Source organism: Zhongshania aquimaris (assembly GCF_019312595.1).
Taxonomy (GTDB): domain Bacteria; phylum Pseudomonadota; class Gammaproteobacteria; order Pseudomonadales; family Spongiibacteraceae; genus Spongiibacter; species Spongiibacter aquimaris.
The window spans coordinates 94798-119976 of record NZ_JAHWDQ010000004.1; the positions used below are offsets into that span (position 1 = coordinate 94798).

Here is a 25179-nt window from a genome sequence, read left to right on the forward strand (position 1 = left end):
CCAGATAAGCGACAAAACGTCTCACTGCGTCATAAAGGCCGTCTTATGGTAAAAGCCAGTCTATCGCCAGCATCAGAACGCACTCTTTATATTTTAGGGGCGGGAGCGATCGGCAGTCTGTGGGCAGCATATGGCTACCAGGCGGGTGCGGATATTCGCCTTATTCTTCGCGATCAAAATACGCTTGGTCACTACCGCCAACACGGCGGCATTCGCCTAATCAGCGCAAATCAAACGTGGCTTTGCCCTATACCAGCGGATTGCCCCGAAAGTATATCGACGCCAATTCAACATCTATTAATCACTACCAAGGCTCAGCAAACGCTGGACGCACTGCGCTGCATAAAATCCCATATCGCAACGCAAGCCGTCATGGTTTTACTTCAAAACGGCCTGGGGATTGTCGAGCAAATTCGACGAGAGTTTCCACGTGCCACCGTACTGCAAGGCTCAACCACCGAAGCTTGCTATCAGCAAAATCGCTTTGAATATGTGCATGCCGGTCGCGGCCATACTTTTATTGGCAGTACCGAAAATGACCAGCGCACGGTGCTTTTAGAACTCGCCGAATCCCTTTCTTTTCCGCCTTTACAGCTTAGTGTCAGCGACAATATTGACGCGGTGCTATGGCGCAAGCTTGCCATCAACTGTGTCATCAACCCGCTAACCGTCATTCACCGTTGCCGCAATGGTGAACTGTTAAATAGCTCGGAGCGTCGCGCTCAGATTCAGCAAATCGTCAATGAAATACTGGCGCTCAGTTCAGTCCTGGGTCGCAGCGAGTGGGTGGCAAACCTGTATGAACTCGTCACCGAGGTTGCCACCACCACCGCCGCCAATCGCTCGTCGATGCTGCAGGATGTGGAAGCTGGCCGCGATACCGAAATTGACGCCATCACCGGCTACGTCTGCCAGCTCGCTGAGCAGCACAACACGCCAGCGCCCATGAATAAACAACTACTAGACGACATTAAACGCCTCCCTAAAGTCACTCGGTGCTGAAAACATCAGCCACGCTAATTTGACAAACCCTCAGCGCAGTCTTAGAGTGCGCGCCAAGTAACAGGTGCTCTGCGCCCCTTCTACAGGGTCAATGAGTTAAACGGGAAGTCAGGTGCGCGAACTCTCACGAGTCTCCGCAATGCCGACGCTGCCCCCGCAACGGTAAGCATTTTCAGTTTTCTGAAGTGCGAGCCCGGAACCGGCCTTTACTGATTCACCCGATGAAGCGGAGGGCTCCATCAGCGGTCGTATACTTGTATATAGCCCCTACCCCTCCCTCATTGCTTCCTTTTATAGCTTTGAGGTTTACACAATGAACAAAACCACCCTTGCTGCTGTTAGCAGTATTTTTACCCTTGCCACATCACCGCTTTTTGCGGCTGATGAATCCCATATAGAAACTACCATCGTCACGGCAACGCGCACCGAGCAATCGGTGGCGGATATTCTGGCGCCGGTCACGGTCTTTGAGCGCGCTGATATCGAACGCATTCAGCCCAACGACCTGCAAGAGTTGCTGTCCCGCGCTGTTGGCGTCAGCTTTGTTCGCAACGGCGGGCGCGGCGCTAGCACCAGCCTGTTTTTGCGCGGTAATCAAAGCAACCATACTCTCTTAATGATCGACGGTGTACGCATCGGCTCGGCCACCAACGGTGCACCCGCCCTCACCAATATTCCGCCGGAATTGATAGAGCGCGTAGAGATTGTGCGCGGCTCTCGCTCCAGCCTATACGGTTCAGAAGCCATTGGTGGCGTAATCAATATCATTACCCGCAAATACCACGACACCGACGGGCTCAAACCAATGATTCAACTCGGGGTGGGCACCCAAGGCAGCCGCAAGGCACTCGTCGCCGTGAGCGGCGGCAATGAGCAAACCCAAGCAAATATCAGCGTCCTGCGTGAAGAAACCGACGGTGTTGACAATACTGCCAGCAAAGCCGGCGTCAGTGGCGACAAAGACGCCTTTGAGCAAACCGCTATCAACGCCACCTTCAGTCATAAAATCAACGATGCCGCAGAATTATTTGCGCTCTATCAAAACAGTAAAACCGAAAGCGACTATGACAATAACTGTCGGGCTGGCGGCGTGACCTATGCGTGCTCGCCGTACACCGAAGCTGAAGTCAGCATCGCCAATATTCGCGGCAAATTCCGCCCGCTAGATAGCTGGCTCCTGACCTTGTCAGCCGGCGAATCCAAAGATCAATCGACTATCAACTATCGCTACGTTGACCCCGCTGCCATTGGCGTCAGTGGCGACACGTTTGACACCACACGCCGCATTTACAGCCTGCAGAACGATGTCATGATTGGCGAACATCATGTCCTTACCGTCGGTGCCGAGCGCTCGCTGGATCACGTCGAAAGCAACCTTAGCTACGGCGAAGTGGACCGCGGCAATAAAGGCGTTTACGCACAGTGGCAAGGTGATTTTGGCGCCCTTGACGCGCTGATCGGTTTCCGCAAAGACGACAATGACCAGTTCGGCAAGAACGAAACCAAAAATGTGTCAGTGGGATACGACTTAGTCGACGAGATCAAACTTATTGGCTCTTACGGCGAAGGTTACAATGCGCCAACGTTTAACGACTTGTATTACCCCTTCTACGGTGTCGATACCTTAAACCCAGAGACATCAAAGAATATCGAGCTGGAATTACGCGGCAATCATCAGTGGGGTGACTGGGGTGTCGCTCGCTTTGAAAACAAAGTCGACAACCTGATTCAATACAACCCTGCCACCTTTGGCCCGGACCAAATCGAAGGTGCTGAAATAAAAGGCTGGGAATTCAGTGTTGCGAGCGAAATCTTGGACTGGAGCGTCAAAGCCAATATCAGCTTACTCGACGCCATCGATGCAAATTCCGGTTTGGATCTGCGCCGCCGCGCCGACAAGCAAGCCAACCTTGACGTTGGCCGTGAGTGGCAGAATTGGAGTATCAATGGCAGTTTACGACTGGTGAGCAGCCGCTTTGAAGACACCGCCAACACCGACGAGCTCGGTGGCTACGGCTTAGTCGACAGCTCGGTGTCTTACCGTGTAAACGAAGAAGTAAAACTGCAACTGGCACTGAAAAACATCTTCGACAAAGAATACGTCAGCGCACGCAGTTTTAGCTTTGGCGACTACCTTTCAATCGGCCGTGAAGCGATGTTAAGCATCACTTACACACCAAAATAAAGGTATCATTCACCGCTCACACAATCTGCGCTGTAACACGGCGCAGATTTGACTCAGCAATCAGGAGCCATCATGACGCTTAATGACGAAGAAAAGCACCAAAAGCGAATGCAGATTAAAAAAGCCATGATCGACGAAAAAGTCGCCAAGGCCACTGAAGAACGCGGCGTGTTAATCGTATTAAGCGGCCCAGGCAAAGGTAAATCCAGCTCCGGTTTTGGCACGATTATTCGCGCCATCGGTCACGGCTATAAAACCGCAATTGTGCAATTTATCAAAGGTACGTGGGACTGCGGCGAGCGCAACTTTATTCAGCAGCGCTGCCCCGAAGTCCCTTTTATCGTTATGGGTTCTGGCTTTACTTGGGAAACCCAAAACAAAGAACAGGACCGCGAAGCAGCCCAGCAAGCCTGGCAGCAAACCAAAGTTTTATTACAAGATGAATCCATCCATCTCGTTCTGCTAGATGAACTTACCTATATTTTAAAATACGGCTATATCGATGCCGACGAAGTATACGAGGCACTGCGCAATCGCCCCCGCGAGCAAAGTGTGATCATCACCGGTCGCGGCGCCCCAGTACCCCTCAAAGAATTGGCCGACACAGTGTCGATGATCGACGACAAAAAGCACGCCTTCCGCGGCGGCATTAAGGCCCGCAAAGGCGTGGAGTGGTAATGGGTCGCTCCTTAACACTAGTCTGCACACTGCTGCTTGGCATCGTGCTGCTCTCGGCGCAGGCTCATGCGGAAATCTGTGTCACAGACGACAGCGGCGCCCAACTTTGCCTGCCCAAAACAGCGCAGCGAATAATCGCGCTTTCGCCCGGTGCTACCGAATTAGTTTACGCCGCTGGCGCTGGCGACAAATTAGTCGCTGCGGTTAGCTTTAGCGACTACCCCGACGCGGCAAAGAAATTACCCCGTGTCGGCAGCTACAACCGCTTTGACCAAGAAGCCATTCTCGCCCTTAAACCCGATTTATTAATTGGCTGGCTCAGCGGTAATCCCCGCGAGCAACTATCACAACTACAGACCTTGGGAATGCCAATTTACTACAGTGAACTGCGCTCCTTTGAAGACGTTGCCAACTCGCTTGAACGCTTTGGAATATTAGCTGGCACCACAAAAACAGCAAATACTGCTGCCGCCGATTTTCGCTACGGCATCAAAAAATTGCGCGAGCGCTACGCCAAGGCATCAGAAGTAAGTGTGTTCCAGCAAATTTGGATAAACCCCCTGATGACCGTCAACAATGAACACATCATCAGCGAGGCGACCCGCATTTGCGGCGGCGTAAATGTGTTTGGCGATCTGCCAAATTTGACCGCACGCATCGACAATGAAGCGGTGCTTGCCGCCAACCCAGAGGCAATTATCGCCGGCGGCATGGGGGAAGAAAATCACGACTGGCTGAAAGACTGGCGGCGCTTTAGCGGCTTAACTGCGGTGAGAAAAGATAATTTATTTTTTATTCCCCCCTCCACGCTGCAACGACCTACGCCGCGTCTATTGCAAGGCACCACTCTGCTCTGCGAACACTTGGACACCGCACGTGGCCGGCGCTAAAAGTAACAATAACACTGCATCACTGCCGCGTTTTTTTACGCCGCTATTGGTCCTGTTTGTTTTCACACTCGGTGCTTTAACGCTGGCCATCACCACCGGCAGCGTACACATTTCTAATCAAGAGCTGTGGCAAGTTTTACATGGCGGAGGAGAACCGCTGCATCGCACTCTCGTTTTCGAACTGCGTCTGCCTCGCGCACTATCTGCCTTTGCCGCTGGCGGCTTGCTCGCCGTTGCCGGCGCCTTAATGCAGGTTTTATTGCGCAATCCACTAGCCGACCCCTACGTGCTCGGCCTGTCTGGTGGTGCCGCCGTCGGCGCCTTAGTCGCCATGCTCAGTGGGTTAAGCGCTGCCGCCGTGTCAGGCTCGGCCTTTATCGGCGCCATGATCTCGGCCGTTACCGTCTTTGGTCTCGCCCACGGCACCGGCAGCTGGACACCCACCCGCTTATTACTCACCGGCGTGGTTATCGCCTCTGGTTGGGGCGCAGCTATTACCTTTATGTTGGCGGTCAGCCCCAGCGATCAACTGCCGGGCATGCTTTACTGGTTGATGGGCGACCTCGCCTATGCGCGCTCCCCGTGGATGGCATTAACCGTATTAGCGATTATTTCTGTCGTTATGTTGCCCTTGGGCCGAAGCTTAAATGTGTTAGCTCGGGGCCAAATGCAGGCATCCGCCTTGGGCGTCTCGGTTCGGCCGCTGGAATGGACGATTTATATTTCCGCCAGTTTGCTTACCGCGTTTGCCGTGACGACGGCAGGTAGCATTGGCTTTGTCGGCTTGATCGTTCCCCATATGTTGCGACTGGTGTTAGGAAATGACCAACGCTTAATATTGCCCGCAGCAGCGTTGGCTGGCGGCGCCCTGCTCACACTGGCAGACACCTTGGCGCGGACCCTGATTGCACCAGAGCAGTTACCCGCTGGTGTCATTACCGCGCTGATTGGCGTACCCAGTTTCTTGTATTTACTGCACCGGAGTCGCTGAACATGTTGGCCGCGACTGATCTTGTCATTGATATTCCGGAACGCAAGAGTGGAACACCGCTTTCATTTGACGTTAAAGCCGGTGAAATTTGGGGCATACTCGGCCCCAACGGCGCTGGCAAAACCACCTTGCTGCACACCCTAGCGGGGCTGAAAAAGCCGCGGGCGGGCAGCGTTAATTTGAACAATCACAATATTCAAGATTTGCGCCGCAAGCAGGTCGCCCAGCAATTAGCGGTGGTGTTTCAAAATAACGGCGAAGGCTTTCCGGCCACCGTATTAGAAACCGCCATGATTGGGCGCCACCCCTTTATTGCGCCGTGGGATATTGAAACCGCAGACGACCTTGCCATCGCGCGCCAAGCCTTGCAGAAATTAGAACTGAGCAATTTAGAATCACGCCTCGTCAGCACCTTGTCCGGCGGCGAACGCCAGCGTCTCGCCATCGCCACAGCACTTAGCCAAAGTCCCAAACTGTGGTTAGCCGATGAACCCAGCAACCACCTTGATTTAAAACACCAAGTGCAGATTATGGGGCTACTTGCCGAGCAAGCAGATACGGGATGCGGTGTTATTCTCTGCCTGCACGATTTGAATCTCGCCGCGCATTGGTGCGACAAAATACTGCTGCTTTATCCCAACGGCGAAGCCTGTTGGGGCGACGCCAATGCCATGCTGACAGTTCCCGCACTAGAGCGCCTCTACGACCAAAAACTCAGCATGATCAGCAGTGAAGGCCAAACGTATTTCATGCCCATTAGCAGTAGGACATAGCACAGTGACGGAGCCAGAAAACACATTGCGCTATAACGACCAGGATCGCGACACCGTGTATCGCGTCATGGCCGAACGCCGCGACATGCGCCACTTCAGCGGCGGGCAGGTAGACTCAGCTACCTTAAAGAAATTACTCGCGGCCGCTCACCTCGCCCCCAGTGTTGGCTTTATGCAGCCCTGGCGATTTATTCGAATTAGCAAAGCTGAATTGCGCGAAAGTATTTATCAACTAGTTCAAGACGAAAGAATTAAAACCGCGCAGGCCCTTGATGAACGTGAAGACGAGTTCATGCGCTTAAAAGTCGAGGGCGTGCGAGACTGCGCCGAACTGCTAGTGGTCTGCTTAATGGATGGCCGCGAAAAACATATCTTTGGCCGCCGCACCTTACCCGAAATGGACTTAGCCTCCGCGTCTTGCGCCATTCAAAATCTGTGGCTGGCTGCCCGCGCTGAAGGTCTTGGTATGGGCTGGGTATCGCTATTCGATCCAGATTCATTACAAAGTTTGCTCAATATGCCCGAAGGCAGTCGCGCCATTGCCGTGCTATGCCTCGGCCCAGTGGATGAATTTTATCCGCGCCCCATGTTAGAAACAGAACAATGGGCGGCGCGCAAAAATATTGATGAACTGATTATGCAAGACGGCTGGCGGGATTAGGTTGGGCGCCGGAGGTCTGATGTCGGAAGTGGTGGCTGCAGAACGCTGGACGGGAGACGGTAAACGCTTAAAATACTGTTCGAAGCTAGGTTGAGGAGTGGCAATATATCGCGGCCTATCCACTTACGTCAGACACCCGACCTCCGACCTACCTTCTTAGCGTTTACCGTCTCCCATCTAGCGTAAAGCATTCTCAGAACACGGGAGACGCTAGGCGAAGAACGCTAGTTCGCTCGTCCGACTTCCGACACCAGACATCCGACGAATTAAACAAAGTGATACAACCATGACCTTAACATTAATGATTCAAGGCACTACCTCAGACGCCGGCAAAAGTGTCACCGTCGCGGGACTGTGCCGGGTATTTAAACGGCGTGGTTTGAGTGTGGCACCTTTCAAGCCACAAAACATGGCTTTAAACAGTGCGGTCACGCCAGAAGGTGGCGAAATTGGTCGCGCCCAAGCCGTGCAAGCCCAAGCTTGCGGCCTACTCCCCCACACCGATATGAATCCGGTCTTACTGAAACCCAATAGCGACACCGGCGCCCAAGTCATCATCCACGGCAAAGCGCTGAGCAATATGGAAGCGCAGGACTATCACGACTATAAAAAGCGCGCCATGAGCGCGGTATTAGAGTCACACCAACGCCTGAGTAAACAGTACGACGTGATTGTCGTTGAGGGCGCAGGTAGCCCTGCCGAAATTAACTTACGCGCCAACGACATTGCCAATATGGGCTTTGCCGAAGCGGTGGGCTGCCCCGTTGTTATCGTTGCCGACATTGATCGCGGTGGGGTATTCGCTCACCTTGTCGGCACGCTGGATTTACTTTCCGAAACAGAACAGGCACGGGTAAAAGGCTTTATCATAAATCGCTTTCGCGGCGATATTGCCCTTCTCCAATCGGGGCTCGACTGGCTAGAAGAACGCACTGGCAAAAAAGTCATTGGCGTGGTCCCTTATATTCACGACCTGCACTTAGAAGCTGAAGACGCCATCGACAAGCGCCAGCAAGTGTCTAACAATGCCATTAAAGTGGTTGTGCCAGTACTCACCCGCATCAGCAACCACACCGACTTCGACGTGCTGCGGCTACACCCTCAAGTCGACCTATGCTTTGTCGGCAAAGGCGAAGCCATTCCGCCCTGCGATCTAATCATACTTCCAGGCAGTAAAAGCACCCGCCGCGACCTCGACTATTTGCGCAGCAATAACTGGGACGTCGATATCAATAAACACCTGCGTTATGGCGGCAAAGTACTCGGCATTTGCGGCGGATTTCAAATGTTAGGTAAAGCCCTCCACGACCCCGACGGTATAGAAGGCGATGCCGGTTCCAGTGAGGGACTAGGCTTTCTCGACATGGAAACCACCCTCGGCAGCGAGAAAACCCTGCGCAGAGTAAGCGGTCAACTGATCGGCAGTGGCGCAAAAATCAGTGGCTACGAAATTCACGCCGGTATCAGCTCCGGTCCGGCCCTAAACAATGCCTTCGCAGATTTAATTAGCCATCAAGACGGCTGCCGCAGCGCCGACGGTCACATCATCGGCAGTTATTTGCACGGCCTCTTTGATGAAAGCGAAACCCGCAATGAGTTACTGAGCTGGGCTGGTGCAAAAGAGATCGAAGACCTCGATTACGCCGGCATTATTGAAAGCAATATTGAGCGCCTTGCGGATTGCCTAGAAGCGCATTTGGATATCGATGCGCTGCTAGCATATTAAGTATCCGTCTCATTTAGAACAAAACACACTACGCAGCAAAGCTGTCACTCAAGATATAAAGCCGAATGAGAATACCCGCCTTCAAATATTGACGCGATATCATTTAATGATATCATGCATCCCATGAACTCAAAGCAAAAGCGTACTTTGACTGCGATATTTAGTGATCCGGTATCATCCACTTTGGCATGGAAGGATATCGAATCCCTTTTTATCTCTCTTTCTGTAGATGTCATTGAGGGAAGCGGTTCACGTGTCAGGTTTCATAAAGACGGGCACATTGCCTCCTTTCACAGACCACACCCCAAAAAGGAAGCAAAACCATATCAAGTCAAAGACGCACGAACTTTTCTTAAACAACTAGGAGTAGAGCCATGAGCAAATCCTTGGTCTATGAAGGTTATGCTGCTCGTATTGAATTTAGTTCAGAAGATGAATGTTTTATTGGTCATATTGCCGGCATAAAAGACGTTGTCGGCTTTCATGGCGAAAGTGTTTCTGAGCTCAAAGCTGCATTTGAAGAAGCCGTTAATGACTATTTGGAGACCTGTAATAGAGTGGGTAAGGAGCCTCAAAAGCCCTATTCAGGAAAATTAATGCTTCGGCTTCGCCCTGAAATTCACGCGGCAATTGCTACCGCGGCTGAATTGAGCGGGCAAAGCATAAATCAATGGGCATCAGAGGCGCTCAATAGAGAGGCTAGCCTGTAGAATGGCTAAGCCCCAAACAACCCCACAAGCACCTCTCTTCCCTTGGGAATAAAATCTGCAAAACTGCAGAAGCCGTGTATCTGTCCAGCCACGCTTTGATAATCGACATGATTACCTGCCGCAGCCAATCTATCCGCGTACAACTTGCCTTCATCGCAGAGGGGATCGTACTCAGCAGTCACAATAACCGCCGGCGGCAAGTTCTCAAGATCAGCCGCCAACAAATCAACATAGGGACTTAGGACATTTGCGGTGCCGCCAAGGTAATGCTGCCAGAACCACTGCATTTGTTCTCGAGTTAAAAAATAGCCTTCAGCAAATTTATGGTGTGAGTCAGTATCACAATGAGGCGATGTTACCGGATACAGCAGAATTTGTTTTTGTATCGCAGGGCCTTGGCGGTCGCGGCTAAGCAAACACAATAGCGCCGCTAAATTGCCGCCCGCGCTATCGCCGCATACCGATATCGCCGAGGCATCAACACCCAATGTCTCGGCCTCTTGTGACAGCCATAACAGCGCGCGGTAAGCATCTTCCGGTGCAGCAGGGAAACGCGCTTCTGGTGCCAAGCGGTAGTCGACCGACACCACCACCGCGCCGCTGGCGTTGCAGAGCGTTCTGCACATGCCGTCGTGGGTATCCAGATCGCAGCCGACAAAACCGCCGCCGTGAAAAAATAATAGCGCTGGCAGCGCGCCGATAACATCGGCCGAACTGGCTGGATAATATAGGCGAACAGCGATGGGATCTTTACTACCCGCTTCATTGTCTTTCGCAGGTAGAGGAATCAGGGTATTCACTACCTTCAACACTGCCTCACTATTTTCTGACAATGGCAGGGTCTGTGCGCGCATCATCTCGGGAGTGAGATCAGCTAGCGCCACGCTAGGCTGAGTGCGCATATATTCCAATAATGCTTTTACTTCCGGGGCTAACATTTGCACTCCTCTATTATTCTATTTACATCTATTTCTAAATTAAGCACGATATTTAATCGCAGATCACTTGCTCAAAAATGGGGTTTTGCTCATTCGCCAAGGCATCTGCCTTGGCAAGGTATGCTGGCTTAAAATCTGGATGTGTGAATATCCAAAATGCCCCGCGCTCGATCGCGTCAAACACCTGTTCTGCTACCTCATCTGCCGACATTCCCGCTCGAATACCGCTGCGCAAAAAATCATTTAATTGTTTAGCAGTGCCGTGCTGCGCCCCACCAATATCGATCGAATCCATAATGTTGCTGTCAACCTGCGCGGGGCAAAGCACCGACACGCCGATTTCCGAACCCTGGCTTTGCAGGTCATATAGCAAACTCTCTGACAGCGACACCAAAGCGTGCTTACTCGCACTATAGGGCGCCATCATCGGCGAACTTAGCAAGCCAGCCAAGGATGAGGTATTCACAATATGGGCGGGCGACGCCTGCATCAGCATTCGGGGTACAAATTCGTGGATGCCATAAACAGCACCCATGAGATTGATATTTATTGTCTTCTGCCACTCCGCGATGCCGCACTCCCAACTCAAGCCATTGATCATGATACCGGCGTTATTGAAGAGTAAATTAACTTGGCCATAATGAGAGTAGGCGAGGTCCGCTAGGGCCTTAATTTGACTGGAATCAGAGACGTCGCACACCATAATTTGATGATCAATCTTGCGCTCCTGCAAATCTTGACTCAATGACTCAAGCCTCGCCTGACTAATATCGGCAGCGACAATACGTATATTTCTGGCCGCGCAAATATTGACTAAACCCAATCCAATTCCACTCGCCGCGCCGGTAATCACCGCGACCTGTTGTCCATCTATAAGCATAGATCTCCGTCCTACCTGTCTATTAAACATTATTGTGCAAAGTAGCAATGTGCCGTTCTCAAGCAAAACATTCATCGTCGAGATGGACTATTACAAACCTCCACTTTAGGGCTATGCTACGTTTTTACACTACAATCCCAGCAAGCAATACCAATAAACAATATCCCCGTAAACAATGGTGAACATAATAAGCGAGCCCATCGACATGGCCACAAACGATAGCGCTGCGTACGACTTAAACACCTTCAGTAGTCTTTTAGAGAGTATTTACAAAGGATTAGACGAGAGTCCACTTTGGCAGACCTTTCTATGCAAATTGCGCGAAGAAATGAATGCCAATATCTGCTTTCTCATCCTACGGAACCCCAACCCCGGCGACCTGGGTTTATTACTGAATGACGGCCTACCACCACACTTATCTGGCAGCCCAAATAATGTCTACAGTGATGGGCTATATGCTACAGATCCTTTTTCAAACCTGCCTACGGGGCAAGTCACCACGCTTGAAGAATTTGTGCCTACCGAGCAGCTTTTGCGCAGCGAGTTCTATTTGCGCTGTATGAAGCCCTTTGATTTGCTGCACATTCTTGGCGTCGACATTCAGCTGGCCGAGGGCCTCCGAGTGAGCCTGCGAATAACCCGCGGTGTCAATTCACCCCGCTTTACTGCGCAGGATAAAGACAAAATAGCGCTACTGATTCCGCATTTACACCAGGCAATTCCGCTCTACGCCAGACTCCAGCAGATGGAATCAGAGCGCTCGCTGCTAGACCGCACTGTGTCACAGCTTTCCCTTGGCACCGTCATCCTTGATGACAACCGCCATGTGCTCCACTGCAACGCGGTCGCGGATCGTATCCTTACTGAAAAAGACGGGATTTGCAGCAAAGACCGACAAGTACTTGTTACTCACGGCAGCGAGGCAAGCCATTTTCGGCAATTGCTAAATAACGCCATCGACGCGCACAAACAAAATAAGCCGCATATTGTGCAAGCAATGGCCATTAGCCGCGCCGCTGGGCGGCTGCCCTTAAATATTGTGGTGCGCTCCATGCCTCAAGTGAGTCAGGTGGACGGACAAACCGTGGCTGCTGTCGCCATTTTTATTAGCGACCCTGAATACAAATCGCAAACCTCGGCTGAAATGCTCGGACAGCTTTACGGCTTAACACCTGCAGAGTCGAGGCTAGCGATGGCATTGGCAGATGGTCAAAGTTTAGAAGACGCGAGCAATACCCTGCATATCAGTCGCAATACCGCGCGCGCTCATCTGCGCGCCATATTTGCCAAAACCGGTGTCACCCAGCAAACCATGCTAGTGAGTCTTTTATTAAAAAGTGTTGCGGCATTTACGGCGAATAAATAAATCGAACATTGTCATGCTAAATAGTTGATCTGGACGATTTCTCGCCACCCAAAGCGGAATAGGATGAAACTAGTTCACTAGTTTTGCTTATAAAGGGTAGCACTTAAATGACTAACAATAACGCCAATAGACAACATCGCTACGTCATTATCGGCGCCGGTATGGCGGGCATTCTCGCTGCAATAAAGCTTCGTGAAGCAGGCAAACACAATATCCGTGTTTACGAAAAAGCTGACCGTATCGGTGGCACTTGGCGCGAAAACACCTATCCAGGTTTGACCTGCGATGTGCCATCGCACTCTTACACCTATTCTTTTGCCCCCAACCCCGAGTGGAGCCGGCATCTACCACCAGGCGCGGAGGTTCAGGCCTATTTTGAATCGGTGGTCGCCAAATATAATCTTGAAGACATTATTTCCTTTAACGAGGAAATAACCCAGTGCGAATTTTCTGACGATCAATGGCGTATAAAAACATCTCGCGGGAATAGCGACTGCGCAGACTTTGTTATTGCCGCCACCGGCGTGTTGCACCATCCACGCATACCCCGTATTGAAGGAATGGAGACGTTTAAAGGCGATATTTTTCACAGCGCTCGCTGGGATCATTCAGTAGCACTAGACAACAAACGGATCGCCGTTGTCGGCACCGGCTCAACCGGTGTGCAGATAGTGACGGCCTTAGCAGATCGCGCCGCCAATCTCTGTCACTACCAACGCACGCCCCAATGGATTATGCCGGTCGTGAATGGCGTGTTTAGTGAAGAGGAAAAGGCGCTATTTCGTAACGATCCCGTCGCCTTGAAAGGCATTCAAAACGATCCTGAACTGGAAGCTAATATAGAGCGCTTCTCGGTGGCTATAACAGAACCAGACTCCGCCGCCATGCACGAAATTGAAAATATAGTGACCCAGAATTTGGAACAATCAATTAGCGATCCAGAGTTGCGAGAGAAGCTGCGCCCCCAGTATCGCGCCGCCTGTAAACGACTTATTTATTCAGAAAACTTTTACGTTGCCGCGCAAAAGTCCAATGTCGACATCTTGCTCGAGGGCGTGAATAAAATAGAAGAAAACGGTATTCGCAGCGCCGACGGTACGCTAAGAGAGTTTGATGTGATTGTCCTAGCCACCGGTTTTGAAGCAGACCGCTTTATGCGCCCAATGACAATCACCGGCGAGAATGGTGTCACGCTGGAGCAGGCTTGGTCGGAGCGGCCAAGCGCCTATATGTCAGTATCTATCCCTGACTTCCCCAACTTCTTTATGTTGAATGGGCCCAGCGGCCCGGTCGGCAATTTCTCGCTTATCGAAATAGCCGAGCATCAGTGGCACTACATTAGTCAACTCATGGCTCTGGTAGAAAATGGCGAATGTCGCAAAGTCAGTGCGTCGCAATCCGCCTTAAGCAAATTTGATGAAGCACGTATCGCCGCCGCTAAAAAATCGATTTTTGGTTCCGGTTGCCAAAGCTGGTATTTAGACGCTCAGGGGATTCCAGCCACTTGGCCGTGGACGCGATCTCAGTTTAAAGAAGCTATGCAAAAACCTGATTTTGCAGCCTATTGCCTCGGGTAACGCTGATTAATTCATTCAACAAAATATAAAAAGCGAGAAGAAAAAATGAGAAACGTCGCTCTTATCACCGGAGCCTGCTCAGGCATTGGCCTAGCTAGCGTAGATATTTTAGCTGCAAGTGGCGCTACTGCTATCGCCTGCGATATTAACCCACCATCAGAGGCTACTGCAGAAAAATGGCGGTCTAACAATATTCATTTCATCAGTTTAAATGTTGAGCTAGAGAGCGCGATTCGCAGTACCGTTAATCAACTTGCCGACGAATTCGCCGGAATTGATACCCTTGTTAACTGCGCTGGGATTAGCGGCTGGGGTGGCTTAGCCGAAGTAGATATGGCCCAGTGGCAAAAAGTACTCAATATAAACCTGAGCGGCACCATGCTGATGTGCAAATACGTTCTACCGGTAATGCTGGCCCAGGGCAGCGGCAGCATTATCAATGTTGCCAGTATTTTTGGACTGGAGGCTTGCGATAACAACGTTGCCTACAATGTGTCTAAAGGCGGTGTTATTCAGTTAACCCGCAGCATCACCGCTGACTATGCCAGCCAAGGTATTAGATGCAATAGTGTGGCGCCGGGACTCATCGAAACGGCGATGACCAAGGACATCGCCCTCGACCCGCAACTGCATGAAAAATTTGTGAGTTGGCATTTGCAAGGTCGAGCTGGTCGCGCAGAGGAAGTCGCCAGTGTGATTGCTTTTCTCGCCTCAAGTGCCGCTTCATTCGTAAACGGCCAAACCATCGCAGTTGATGGTGGTTTCAGTATCGGTCGCAAATTCGCTCCGCATCCCAGGTGAGTGGTCTTGGCTGCCGTTCGCGGCAGCCTCTTTTTCTCGCTAATTCGCTCAGACGATTCCGACCATCAAATAGTCCAAGTCAACGATGTCCAATGCGCTTTGCCATGACATAAATAGTGCTATGAAAAATGCTGCCTGACCCAAGCAGGTCATAGCTGCATTTTCTCAGTTGAGATTTTAAATAATAACGGTTCATCCGGAGTAAAATATGTTTTCATTTCGACCCTATGCCATATCGGCCGGCGCTCTAATTGCAGTCGTAGCAAGCGTCAACAGCAGCTATGCCCAGCAATCTGACAACGGCCTTACACTAGAAGAGGTGGTGGTAACTGCTCAGAAAAAATCTGAATCACTGCAAGACGCGCCAATTTCGCTACTTGCCTTCGATAGTGAAAAGTTAGAAAAGCTAGGCGTGAGCGATGTTGGCGATATCCAGGGCGCCGTTCCTAATTTGTCGACCGCTCCACACCCGTCAAATCGCAACTCCTTGACTGCCTTTATACGCGGCGTGGGTAATGCAGACTTACAAATTACCAAAGACCCCGCTGTGGGAGTTTATCTTGACGGTGTTTATTTAGGACGCTCGGCGGGCCTGACCGCTGATATTGCCGACGTACAAGCCATCGAAGTACTACGTGGACCACAGGGCACTCTCTACGGCCGCAACACCACTGGCGGTGCGATATCAATTCGCAGCGCACAGCCAGACGAAGAATTTAGCTTGAAACAAAAGCTCAGCAAAGGTAATCGCGGTTACTGGCGCTCGCTTACCCAAGCCAATATTCCCCTTAGCGATACCCTAATGATGCGCGCTGCATTCAGTCGCAGCGCAGAAGACGGCTGGGTAGAAAACACCGGAGCCGGTAAAGATTTTGGCGAACAGCAAAAACTGGCGGCACGCATTGCCATTCGCTGGCTAGTGAATGATGCGGTGAGCATCGACTACGCCTATGACCAGTCAGAAATTGAAGGCGGCCAACTCGCCTACCAATTAAGCCGCACTACCAATGCCAATGGCGCTGGATTTGCACCCTTCGCTCGCGAATCTCGCCAATCAAGCCTGTCGGTAAATAATTTAGAAAGCAGCTCAGATGACGTCAGCGGCCACAGCTTAGTGACCACCTGGTTTGTGAATGACGACCTCACCGTAAAATCAATTACCGCCTACCGAGATCTCGATGAGTTTGCCTATCAAGATTATTCAGCCAGCGCGCACCACTTCAGTGGTGGCATGTTCCCATCGCTGGTTGCGAGCGGCGCAGAAATTCTCGATACCCGCACTGACAAAGTGCAAGACCAGATCTCGCAAGAGATTCAATTCCTTGGCACGATGGCCGACGGAAAAATTGACTACGTTGGCGGACTCTATTACTTCAAAGAAGAGGGTAGCGAAGACCAACTGGCCTCCCTCAACCTCCTCGCACTGGGCGGCTTTCCGCAAATTGCCGAAGAGTATTACGAAATTGATGCCAGCGCAGAATCTCTCGCGGCGTTTTCTCAACTTGAATACACCCCTGACATCCTAGAGCAACGCCTGCATCTCACCCTTGGTTTGCGCTATACCAGTGACAAACGCGAAGCGACCAAGTACGACAATTTATACAACAACCAAAACGGCGCCACTGTGGGCGGTGACCAGACCTCCAGTAAATTTACCCCCAGCTTCACCGCAGCCTACGATATTAGCGATGACATCAATGCCTACGCCAAAATCGCCACGGCCTATCGCGCTGGCGGTTTTAATACTCGCGGCACAGAGGCACGTTTTGCCGGCGGTTTCGAGCCAGAAGAACTATTGGCCTACGAAATTGGCAGCAAGGCGGAGCTGCTCAATCGCCGTATCCGTCTCAACCTTGCCGCATTCTGGTATGAATACACCGATCTGCAGGTAGACCAAAGCGATCCAGTCAACATTATTGCGACCGACACATTTAACGCCGGTGAAGCGGAAATGTCCGGTGCAGAAATGGACTTAACTGCCGTGCTAACCCGGGACCTGCAACTAAATGTGAGTTACGGTTATCTCGACGCCAGCTATCAGTCCTTCATTCAGTACGGACAGGAAGTATCTCAATCTAAGAACGTCCCCTCAGCGCCACAACACAGCTACAACGTGAGCCTTGACTACACCCGCCCAGTGTCCATTGGCGAGCTCAGCGCCACGGTCAATTACAGCTGGGAAGACGAGTACTATTTCAGCACCCAAGGCATTGCCCGCAAAGACGACGTTGGCCTGTTAAGCGCCACCCTCGGCGTGAGTAATATCGCGATCGGCGACAGCGAACTTAGCGTGCAACTTTGGGGAAGAAACTTGGAAAACAAAACCTACGCCGCGCACGAAATCGACTGGGCGGAGAGTGGCTTTGTGACCACCATATTTGGTGAGCCACGCAGCTACGGGGTAGATGTCACCTTGTCATTCTAAGTATCGCTTATTACTTTAAGCACTCTAGTAGTCCTTCAACGTGATATTGAAGGACTACTAGGGTCTGCTCACACTCAATTGGCAGTGTGAACAGCCCCTAAACCTCATGAACGTGGCCTTAGCCACATCGACGCTTTACCGGACGACATCTCACTTTATAAATATCCGCTCTACCACCCTCCCCCCGACCAACGCAAAACCCCAAGCTATTAAATGACGCAGATGAAACTCATCGCGTATTAATATCGGCCTCCTCGGAAATCACCTTGCGACGGTAACGAGCCCCCTCAAACTCTACGAAGACATTAAATTTGCTCTGCATTCAAACCCTTCACAAATATGGCGCAGTTATTGCTGAATTTTTATCGCGATGACTAGTCACAATCAGATAGCGAATTCACACCTATTTTAAATCAGTCACTGACTGACACATCGCCGCCATAAAATGTTCTTACTCTAGTTTCGGTAGCTAAATCAGAATAAGGAAGCACAGCACTATGCAACAATTAGACGGCCTAGATGCCTTTTTTGCCTTGAACGAACGTCAACACGCGCCCATGCATATTGCTGCTTTTTCAGTTTATAAACCCAGCACAACCAAACATAAAAACTTTTTACAGCAGGAAATACACCAGAGTTTCCAAGAGCGACTATCGACTTCCCCGATTTTTAGACGCCGCTTGTTTAACGTATCGTATGGTATGGATCACCCCTACTGGATTGAAGATCAGAATTTTGACCTCAAGCACCATATATTCAGCCATTCGATTAAAGACCACGACGGCGACTTGGAATCCCTGTTAGCGAACCTACACGCCCAAGCCATGAACATGACTCGGCCACTTTGGGAGGTACACGTCATACATGGTCTCGGCACCTTAAAAGGCTATGACAAAGGTACCTTCGGCTTATACTTAAAAGTACATCACGCGGCAATGGACGGGGTTTCCGGTACGGAAATTTTAGCGGGCCTACACAATTTAGCCCCCCAGCCTTTTTCGCCGAGCGAGCAAACGGATGACTGGCAGCCTGATACGATGCCAAGCCAGTGGGCGCTAGGCCGCCAAGCCTGTATCAATAATCTTCGCAAACCTATCAATCTGACACGGCAGGCACGCACGCTGATTCCCTCGTTTAAAAAGGCCGCCAGCCTCAAAATTAGCGATCACACGCCCAAGGTAAGCTGGCAAAAATCGCCTTTCAATACCCGTATCGATGCAGAGCGAAATATCTTGCTGCTGCGTTTTGATTTCTGTCGGCTGCGCCAAATTCGGCGTCACTATCCCCACACCACGGTTAATCACGTCATGCTCAGCATTGTTGGCGGCGCCTTGCGGCGCTATCTGATTGCGCTGAATAGTCTGCCGGAAAACCCGTTGGCATCGATGGTCCCAGTAAATGTGCGCAATCGCGACAGCAATGTCGCCGGCAATGCAATCAGTATGTTGCTCGCCAATTTACGCACCGACATCGAATGTCCGCTGCAACGCCTGCAAGCGGTTCGAGACGCGGCCAACAACGCCAAAGATTTTTCTAAATCCATTGGCCGCACAGCCATTACGTCGCTGGTGCGGGAAATGCCCAATAGCCTCGGCGCCGCAACACTGCGCACGCTGTCTTCTCTCGCCTACTGGCCCGGCGGCATTGCCGCACCCGCCTGCACGATTGTCAGCAACGTGCCTGGGCCTCCCGTTCCGCTGTATTTTAACGATGCCAAAATGGTAGATATGATGTGCCTGGGGCTCATTATCGACCACTTGGGCCTGTTTCATGTGGCCACCAGCTACAACGGGGTAATGACCCTGTCGGTGCTGAGCAGCCCCAGTTCATTGACCGAGCCCGAGATATATCGGCGCTGCCTACAGGAATCTTATGAAGCTCTAGATGAAGCGGTTAGTCGAGCGGCAAGTAGCAGCCACAGCCCGCTAGCTAAGCGGGCTTAAACCAGCAAATTTAAGGGATTGGGCATTAAATTAAAGCAAAACTAAATTTTCCCTTGAAATGCGCGAGCAAAACCCCATTTTTAATGTCACAAGAAAAGATAATGACACTCGCTCGGCAAGGGAAACCCCCAATGACGGAAAAACAATCCATCGGCCAATTACGCAACTGGCTGACTTCTCAGATTATTGGCCAACAAAGCCTGGTCGACCGCCTGCTAATTGCCCTGCTGGCAGACGGCCATCTACTGGTTGAAGGTGCGCCCGGCTTAGCAAAAACCAAGGCGATTAAAACCTTGTCGGACGGGATTGATGCAAGCTTCCAACGCATTCAGTTTACCCCTGACCTGCTGCCTGGCGACGTGACCGGTAGTGATATATACCGCCCCGAAACCGGTGTATTTGAATTTCAACCGGGGCCAATTTTTCACAATTTGGTGCTGGCCGACGAAATCAACAGAGCTCCCGCCAAGGTGCAGTCAGCTTTATTAGAAGCAATGGCCGAACGACAGGTCAGTGTTGGCAGTAAGACCTTGCCCCTACCGGCACTATTCCTGGTAATGGCCACCCAAAACCCCCTTGAGCAAGAGGGCACTTACCCACTCCCGGAAGCCCAGCTTGACCGCTTTTTAATGCACGTGAATGTGGCCTACCCCAATGCTGCAGCGGAATTGGAAATTCTCCGCAGGGTGCGCGCAGAAGCCAAGGGCGAAATTGACACTCCCAACCCGCTCAGCCAAGAAACCCTGCTCGCTGCCCGCAAGCAGGTCCTAGATCTGCATATGGCAGACGCCGTCGAGGAGTATATGGTTCAGCTGGTAGTAGCCAGCCGAGACGCGAAAACCCTAGACGCCGACCTCGGTAACTGGATAGAAGTTGGCGCCAGCCCTCGCGCGACGATTGCATTGGATCGCTGCTCCCGCGCCCATGCTTGGCTAAATGGTCGCGACTACGTCAGCCCTGACGATGTCCAAGCGATCGCACACGATGTGCTCCGTCACCGCCTGATTCTGAGCTTTGAAGCCGAGGCCGACGGCATCCGCAAAGACGACATTATTGACCGCCTTCTGCAGGTGGTGCCAGTGGCATGAACAGCCCCCTGCGCAGTGATTTTAGCGCACCGGTGAAAGGCGCAATCGTCGATCAGCAGGCGCTGATTCACACCCGCTTTGGCGCCACAAAACTAAAGGCGACACCGCGCCGGCGCCACTTTGCCAAACAGGGCGGCAATCACGCTTCGCCATTTAAGGGCCGCGGCTTGGCATTTCACCACGTGCGCGAATATCAAGGTGGCGATGAAATTCGCCACATCGATTGGCGGGTGACAGCCCGCACGGCAAAGGCGCACACCAAGATTTTTGAAGAAGAAAAAGAACGGCCGGTTGTGCTATGTTTGGATCAGCGCGCCAGCATGTTTTTTGGCAGTCGCCATTGCTTTAAATCGGTACTGGCCTGTCACGTTGCCGCCACCCTCGCGTGGGCGGGACTAGAAAACAATGACCGGGTTGGTGGCCTGGTATTTGCCGATGAACACCACCGCGAAGTGCGGCCGCGTCGCAGCCATCGCGCAGTGCTCAATTTTATCCACACCGCGGCCGAATATAACCAAACCCTCAGCCACGCAAGCGCCGCGCCTGATATCGCCAGCGACCAGAGCTTGGCCACTGCCTTTGAAGAAATGCGGCGTATTACTCGCCCCGGCTCCACGGTCTATGTCGTCAGTGATTTCGCTGGTTATCAAAGGCAAGCCGAACGCCAATTGCATTTAATGGCCCGCCACAACGACGTGATCGCTATATCCATCAGCGATCCAATGGAAGAAAGCTTACCCGCCAACGGCAACTACCCTGTCAGCAACGGTCGCGAACGCTTACAAATGCGCCTGACAAATAGCCTGCGCGAACAATTCCTCAATCGGCATCGGCAAGAAAGTCACGAATTACAAGCCAGCCTGAAAAGAGGCGGTATTCACCATATTGCGCTTTCAACCGACGCCGCATACTTTCAAACACTTCAGCGCGGACTGGGGCGGGGATGAACGCAAATAATCTAGCCGCACTAAATCCTACTGCAGGCCAATCATCGCCATTGGATCAGCTCGCTGATATTCATTTACCGCCACCCGTGGCCAGCTTTCCCTGGGCACCAGGCTGGTGGCTAGTGATCGCTGCAATCATCTTTGTCACCTTGGCAGCGGTGCTTTACCTTCGTCACTACCGCCGTAAAAATGCATTCCGGCGCGCAGCGCTCGCTGAATTATTTGCGCTTAAGGCCGTAGAAAATAATCAGGAATTTGCACAGCAACTCAATCAACTACTGCGCCGTGTCGCACTGCATAGCTACGCAAATAAAAATATCGCCGGCTTAAGCGGTGATAAATGGACTGATTTTCTATATCGAAGTTGCGGTGACAAACCCGCGTTCACCGATACCGCCATGGAGGCGATGCTAAACGCGGCTTATCAGTCTGCGGCCCAATCACTCCCCCGCGACGTTCTTATTGCAGAAAGTACGGTGTGGATAAAACGTCACCGGAGCCACCATGTTTGAATTTCAGTGGCCGCTGGTCTTTTTATTAATTCCCCTACCTCTGCTGGTGAGGTGGCTGTCAAAACCACATAGCCAAAATACGGCGGCCGCATTGCGGGTACCTTTTTTTGCGCAGCTGCGCAGCTTGGGCAGCGAGGACAGCGGCCCGATTCGCAGCGGCAATTATGGAAACCTCATTTTGCTCAGCCTGGTATGGCTAGCCCTGCTCGCCGGCGCAGCACGACCAATCTGGATTGGCGAACCCGTCGCCATGCCTACCACTGGCCGAGATCTGATGCTGGCAGTCGACATCTCTGGCTCAATGAGCCAGGAAGACATGATTATTAAAGACCAGGGCTTGCCGCGGATTGCCGTGGTCAAAGCGGTTGTGAATGAGTTTGTTCGACAGCGCCAAGGGGATAAATTAGGACTGATTTTGTTTGGCTCCAATCCCTATATTCAGTCGCCGCTGTCCTTCGATTTAGAAACCCTCAGCACCTTGATGAATGAAGCCCAAGTGGGCTTTGCAGGCAAGCAGACAGCCATTGGTGACGCTATCGGCTTTGCCATAAAACGGCTGCGTCAACGGCCGGAAAACAGCCGTGTATTAATCTTACTCACCGACGGTGCAGATACCGCCAGTACCTTAAAACCACTAAAAGCCGCCGAGCTCGCCGCCGCCGAAAAAATTAAGATTTACACCATTGGCGTTGGCGCCACTGAAATGAAAGTGCCAGGCATCTTTGGCAGCAGTTTTGGCGCGCGCACCGTAAACCCCTCTGCCGATTTAGACGAAGACACGCTGCAAACCATTGCCAGCAAAACCGGCGGCGAATATTTTCGCGCTCGCAACCCCGCCGAACTCCAAGCGGCCTACGATGCAATTGCCGCACTAGAACCCGTTGAACAAGAACAGGAAATGCTGCGCCCGGAAAAATCACTGCTGCACTGGCCACTATTTTTTGCGGCTGCCGCCATGCTGTTGTTAGCACTGAGCCGCAACTGGCCGTTTAATACACGCGGACAAAGTGAGGGGGCTGCATGAACATCGCCGGCCTGGAATTACACTGGATTCGACCAGAACTAGTGTGGACAGCGATCCCACTGCTAATCTGCGCCCTACTCCTCAGCCGCCAGCAATTTCAACAACGCAGTTGGCAAAAGCATATTGACCCTGCTCTATTGCCCTTTTTGCTCGACGGCAAACCGAGTGGCAAGCCCCGCCGATCTGCGCTTATTTTACTTATCGCCGCCGTGCTGACGTGGTTGGCTCTGCTAGGTCCGGCCTGGGAGAAAGCCCCCTCGCCCCTCCATAAAAATACCGACGGCCTGGTGGTAGTGTTGGATTTATCGCCATCGATGCTGGCCGAAGATATACAACCTTCACGCATGGGTCAGGCGCGCTTTAAGTTGCGCGACATCTTGCATTTACGGCGCGACGGCCAAACCGGTTTGGTGGTATTTGCCGGCGACGCTTTTGTTGTGGCGCCACTCACCGACGATGTAAACACGCTGCTCACACTGATTCCCGGCCTTAATCCCGGCATGATGCCACTGCCCGGCAGCAACCCTCTCGCAGGAATTAGCCTCGCCAAAGACCTGCTGGATCGCAGTGGCGCGAATGGCCGGATATTACTCATTAGCGACGGCATTAATGGCCGACAACTTGATGGCATAGAATCCTTCCTTGGCAACAGCGACTACCCTCTTTCAGTACTCGCTGTTGGCACCGAGGATGGCGCGCCCATTCCCCTACCAGGCGGTGGCTTTGCACGGGACAAGGACGGCAACATTATTGTCCCGGCACTGAGCGCAGGCGAATTACAAAGCCTTGCATCGGCGGGTGGCGGTGATTACCGAGAACTCAGTTTAGACGACAGCGATATAAAAGCGCTCTCCGTCGATACCGCTACAAGTCTGAGCGCCGAAGCGGATAGCCGCACTGAACGCAATTACGATCAATGGAAAGACGCCGGCCCCTGGCTGGTATTATTGCTACTGCCCTTTGCGCTGCTCGGTTTTCGTAAAAGCTGGCTGGCCAGCTTTTTACCCCTGCTGCTTCCGGCTCTGCTTATCCTTCAACCCAGCAAGGCCAATGCCTTTGAGTTTACTGATCTGTGGCAGACCCCAGATCAGCAAGCGGCAAAAATACTAGCAACTGAGCCGCAAGCCGCCGCTGAAAAATTTGAAAACCCGGAATGGAAAGCCGCCGCGCAGTATCGCGCCGGCGACTTTGAGGCCGCCGCACAAAGCTACTCCCAGTTTGACAACGCAGACGGCCACTACAACCGCGGGAACGCGCTTGCCAAGGCCGGCAAACTCGATGAGGCCATTGCCGCCTACCAGGCCGCACTGGAAAAAAATCCGGATCTTATCGACGCTCAAACGAATAAAAAAATAGTAGAAGAGCTGAAGAAACAACAAGAACAAAATCAGCAGCAATCAAAAGACCAGAATCAAGACCAAAACGACAAGCAAGATCAGCAGAAGCAGAACCAAGAAAGCCAAGGTGAGAATAATCAGAATCAAGATAGCGAAAGTTCTGACTCAGAGAGCTCTGAATCTGAAAGCTCAGATTCTAATGAAAATAATTCGCAAGACTCGCCGTCACAAAATCAACAGGGTGATTCGCAGAACAAAGACAATCAAAATTCTGAGCAAGAGGCGAATCAGGAAAATAATTCATCGTCTGATCAACAGGAAAACGACCGCGAGCAAGATGATGGTGAACAAGCATCGGCAGAGCAACAAAGTGAACAGGCTAAGGCCGAAGAAGATCAAGCGCGGGAGCGCCAAGAACAGTTAGCAGAAGACTATGCTAAGCAGGCGGCCGAACAAAACGAAGCCGTTCAAAACGCATTACAAGCCAATCAAGACAACAAGACACAGGGCCAAGCTGCCGACAAACAAACTGCGCAAGCTGCCATGGAGAGCGACGAGCCGCTTACCGAAGAGGAGCAGGCTCGTGAGCAATGGCTGCGAAAAATCCCTGACAACCCGGGGAATTTATTGCGCAATAAATTTCGCTACCAACATTTAGAACGTCAGCAGCGCGGCGAACAGCAAGGCGGTAATGAAGACTATGCACCCTATTAATTCGACAACAG

At 51.8% G+C, this 25179-nt stretch carries 22 protein-coding genes and 1 riboswitch; of the genes, 20 read left to right on the plus strand and 2 right to left on the minus strand.

The window, feature by feature from the left end:
• The first annotated feature begins 45 nt into the window (after nt 1–45).
• The 10 genes from KXJ70_RS14870 to KXJ70_RS14915 all read left to right on the plus strand — a co-directional run bounded on the left by KXJ70_RS14870 (nt 46) and on the right by KXJ70_RS14915 (nt 9616).
• Nucleotides 46–1002 (plus strand): ketopantoate reductase family protein, encoded by a 957-nt coding sequence (locus KXJ70_RS14870; RefSeq protein ID WP_219044319.1) that lies wholly within the window; start codon nt 46–48, stop codon nt 1000–1002.
• A 44-nt stretch (nt 1003–1046) separates the two neighbouring features.
• Nucleotides 1047–1224: riboswitch (cobalamin riboswitch) on the plus strand.
• 91 nt (nt 1225–1315) lie between these two features.
• The gene (locus tag KXJ70_RS14875) at nt 1316–3187 is read left to right on the plus strand and encodes a TonB-dependent receptor domain-containing protein (RefSeq protein WP_219044320.1); all 1872 of its coding nucleotides are present in this window, start codon (nt 1316–1318) and stop codon (nt 3185–3187) included.
• 72 nt (nt 3188–3259) lie between these two features.
• The gene (cobO, locus tag KXJ70_RS14880; RefSeq protein WP_219044321.1) at nt 3260–3865 is read left to right on the plus strand and encodes a cob(I)yrinic acid a,c-diamide adenosyltransferase; all 606 of its coding nucleotides are present in this window, start codon (nt 3260–3262) and stop codon (nt 3863–3865) included.
• Nucleotides 3865–4755 (plus strand): cobalamin-binding protein, encoded by an 891-nt coding sequence (locus KXJ70_RS14885; RefSeq protein WP_219044322.1) that lies wholly within the window; start codon nt 3865–3867, stop codon nt 4753–4755. Before cobO ends, KXJ70_RS14885 begins: the two co-directional genes overlap by 1 nt.
• Nucleotides 4742–5746, plus strand: a complete 1005-nt coding sequence (locus KXJ70_RS14890) for a FecCD family ABC transporter permease (protein ID WP_219044323.1) — start codon at nt 4742–4744, stop codon at nt 5744–5746. Before KXJ70_RS14885 ends, KXJ70_RS14890 begins: the two co-directional genes overlap by 14 nt.
• Before the next feature lie 2 nt (nt 5747–5748).
• Nucleotides 5749–6519, plus strand: a complete 771-nt coding sequence (locus KXJ70_RS14895) for an ABC transporter ATP-binding protein (RefSeq protein WP_219044324.1) — start codon at nt 5749–5751, stop codon at nt 6517–6519.
• Between the two features lie 4 nt (nt 6520–6523).
• Nucleotides 6524–7180, plus strand: a complete 657-nt coding sequence (gene bluB / locus KXJ70_RS14900) for a 5,6-dimethylbenzimidazole synthase (protein ID WP_369409798.1) — start codon at nt 6524–6526, stop codon at nt 7178–7180.
• Between the two features lie 286 nt (nt 7181–7466).
• Nucleotides 7467–8906 carry a cobyric acid synthase gene (locus KXJ70_RS14905; protein ID WP_219044325.1) on the plus strand — a complete coding sequence of 480 codons (1440 nt, stop codon included), beginning with the start codon at nt 7467–7469 and terminating at the stop codon, nt 8904–8906.
• A 123-nt stretch (nt 8907–9029) separates the two neighbouring features.
• The gene (locus tag KXJ70_RS19600; protein WP_219044326.1) at nt 9030–9284 is read left to right on the plus strand and encodes a type II toxin-antitoxin system HicA family toxin; all 255 of its coding nucleotides are present in this window, start codon (nt 9030–9032) and stop codon (nt 9282–9284) included.
• Complete coding sequence (locus KXJ70_RS14915; RefSeq protein WP_219044327.1) at nt 9281–9616, plus strand: type II toxin-antitoxin system HicB family antitoxin; 336 nt, start codon at nt 9281–9283, stop codon at nt 9614–9616. Before KXJ70_RS19600 ends, KXJ70_RS14915 begins: the two co-directional genes overlap by 4 nt.
• 5 nt (nt 9617–9621) lie before the next feature.
• On the opposite strand, the gene KXJ70_RS14920 is transcribed toward KXJ70_RS14915, so the two are convergent.
• Together KXJ70_RS14920 and KXJ70_RS14925 are read right to left on the minus strand one after the other, a co-directional pair.
• On the minus strand, nt 9622–10554 hold the full coding sequence (locus KXJ70_RS14920) for an alpha/beta hydrolase (protein ID WP_219044328.1): 933 nt from the start codon (nt 10552–10554) through the stop codon (nt 9622–9624).
• Between the two features lie 52 nt (nt 10555–10606).
• On the minus strand, nt 10607–11434 hold the full coding sequence (locus KXJ70_RS14925) for an SDR family NAD(P)-dependent oxidoreductase (RefSeq protein WP_219044329.1): 828 nt from the start codon (nt 11432–11434) through the stop codon (nt 10607–10609).
• 205 nt (nt 11435–11639) lie between these two features.
• Between KXJ70_RS14925 and KXJ70_RS14930 the strand changes: the two genes are divergently transcribed.
• The 10 genes from KXJ70_RS14930 to KXJ70_RS14975 all read left to right on the plus strand — a co-directional run bounded on the left by KXJ70_RS14930 (nt 11640) and on the right by KXJ70_RS14975 (nt 25168).
• Nucleotides 11640–12800, plus strand: coding sequence for a helix-turn-helix transcriptional regulator (locus tag KXJ70_RS14930; protein ID WP_219044330.1), 1161 nt, complete (start codon nt 11640–11642; stop codon nt 12798–12800).
• Between the two features lie 107 nt (nt 12801–12907).
• Nucleotides 12908–14377 (plus strand): flavin-containing monooxygenase, encoded by a 1470-nt coding sequence (locus KXJ70_RS14935; protein WP_219044331.1) that lies wholly within the window; start codon nt 12908–12910, stop codon nt 14375–14377.
• A gap of 45 nt (nt 14378–14422) precedes the next feature.
• Nucleotides 14423–15178 carry an SDR family NAD(P)-dependent oxidoreductase gene (locus KXJ70_RS14940; RefSeq protein WP_219044332.1) on the plus strand — a complete coding sequence of 252 codons (756 nt, stop codon included), beginning with the start codon at nt 14423–14425 and terminating at the stop codon, nt 15176–15178.
• Nucleotides 15179–15386: 208 nt separating this feature from the next.
• Nucleotides 15387–17603, plus strand: coding sequence for a TonB-dependent receptor (locus tag KXJ70_RS14945; RefSeq protein WP_219044333.1), 2217 nt, complete (start codon nt 15387–15389; stop codon nt 17601–17603).
• A 497-nt stretch (nt 17604–18100) separates the two neighbouring features.
• Nucleotides 18101–19546, plus strand: a complete 1446-nt coding sequence (locus KXJ70_RS14950; RefSeq protein WP_219044334.1) for a wax ester/triacylglycerol synthase family O-acyltransferase — start codon at nt 18101–18103, stop codon at nt 19544–19546.
• A 131-nt stretch (nt 19547–19677) separates the two neighbouring features.
• Nucleotides 19678–20634 carry an AAA family ATPase gene (locus KXJ70_RS14955; protein WP_219044335.1) on the plus strand — a complete coding sequence of 319 codons (957 nt, stop codon included), beginning with the start codon at nt 19678–19680 and terminating at the stop codon, nt 20632–20634.
• Nucleotides 20631–21581, plus strand: a complete 951-nt coding sequence (locus tag KXJ70_RS14960; RefSeq protein ID WP_219044336.1) for a DUF58 domain-containing protein — start codon at nt 20631–20633, stop codon at nt 21579–21581. Before KXJ70_RS14955 ends, KXJ70_RS14960 begins: the two co-directional genes overlap by 4 nt.
• Nucleotides 21578–22093 (plus strand): DUF4381 domain-containing protein, encoded by a 516-nt coding sequence (locus tag KXJ70_RS14965; protein WP_219044337.1) that lies wholly within the window; start codon nt 21578–21580, stop codon nt 22091–22093. The genes KXJ70_RS14960 and KXJ70_RS14965 overlap by 4 nt, the downstream gene beginning before the upstream one ends.
• Nucleotides 22086–23117: a VWA domain-containing protein gene (locus tag KXJ70_RS14970; RefSeq protein WP_219044338.1), complete on the plus strand. Its 1032-nt coding sequence runs from the start codon at nt 22086–22088 to the stop codon at nt 23115–23117. Before KXJ70_RS14965 ends, KXJ70_RS14970 begins: the two co-directional genes overlap by 8 nt.
• On the plus strand, nt 23114–25168 hold the full coding sequence (locus KXJ70_RS14975) for a VWA domain-containing protein (RefSeq protein WP_219044339.1): 2055 nt from the start codon (nt 23114–23116) through the stop codon (nt 25166–25168). The genes KXJ70_RS14970 and KXJ70_RS14975 overlap by 4 nt, the downstream gene beginning before the upstream one ends.
• Nucleotides 25169–25179 lie beyond the last annotated feature (11 nt).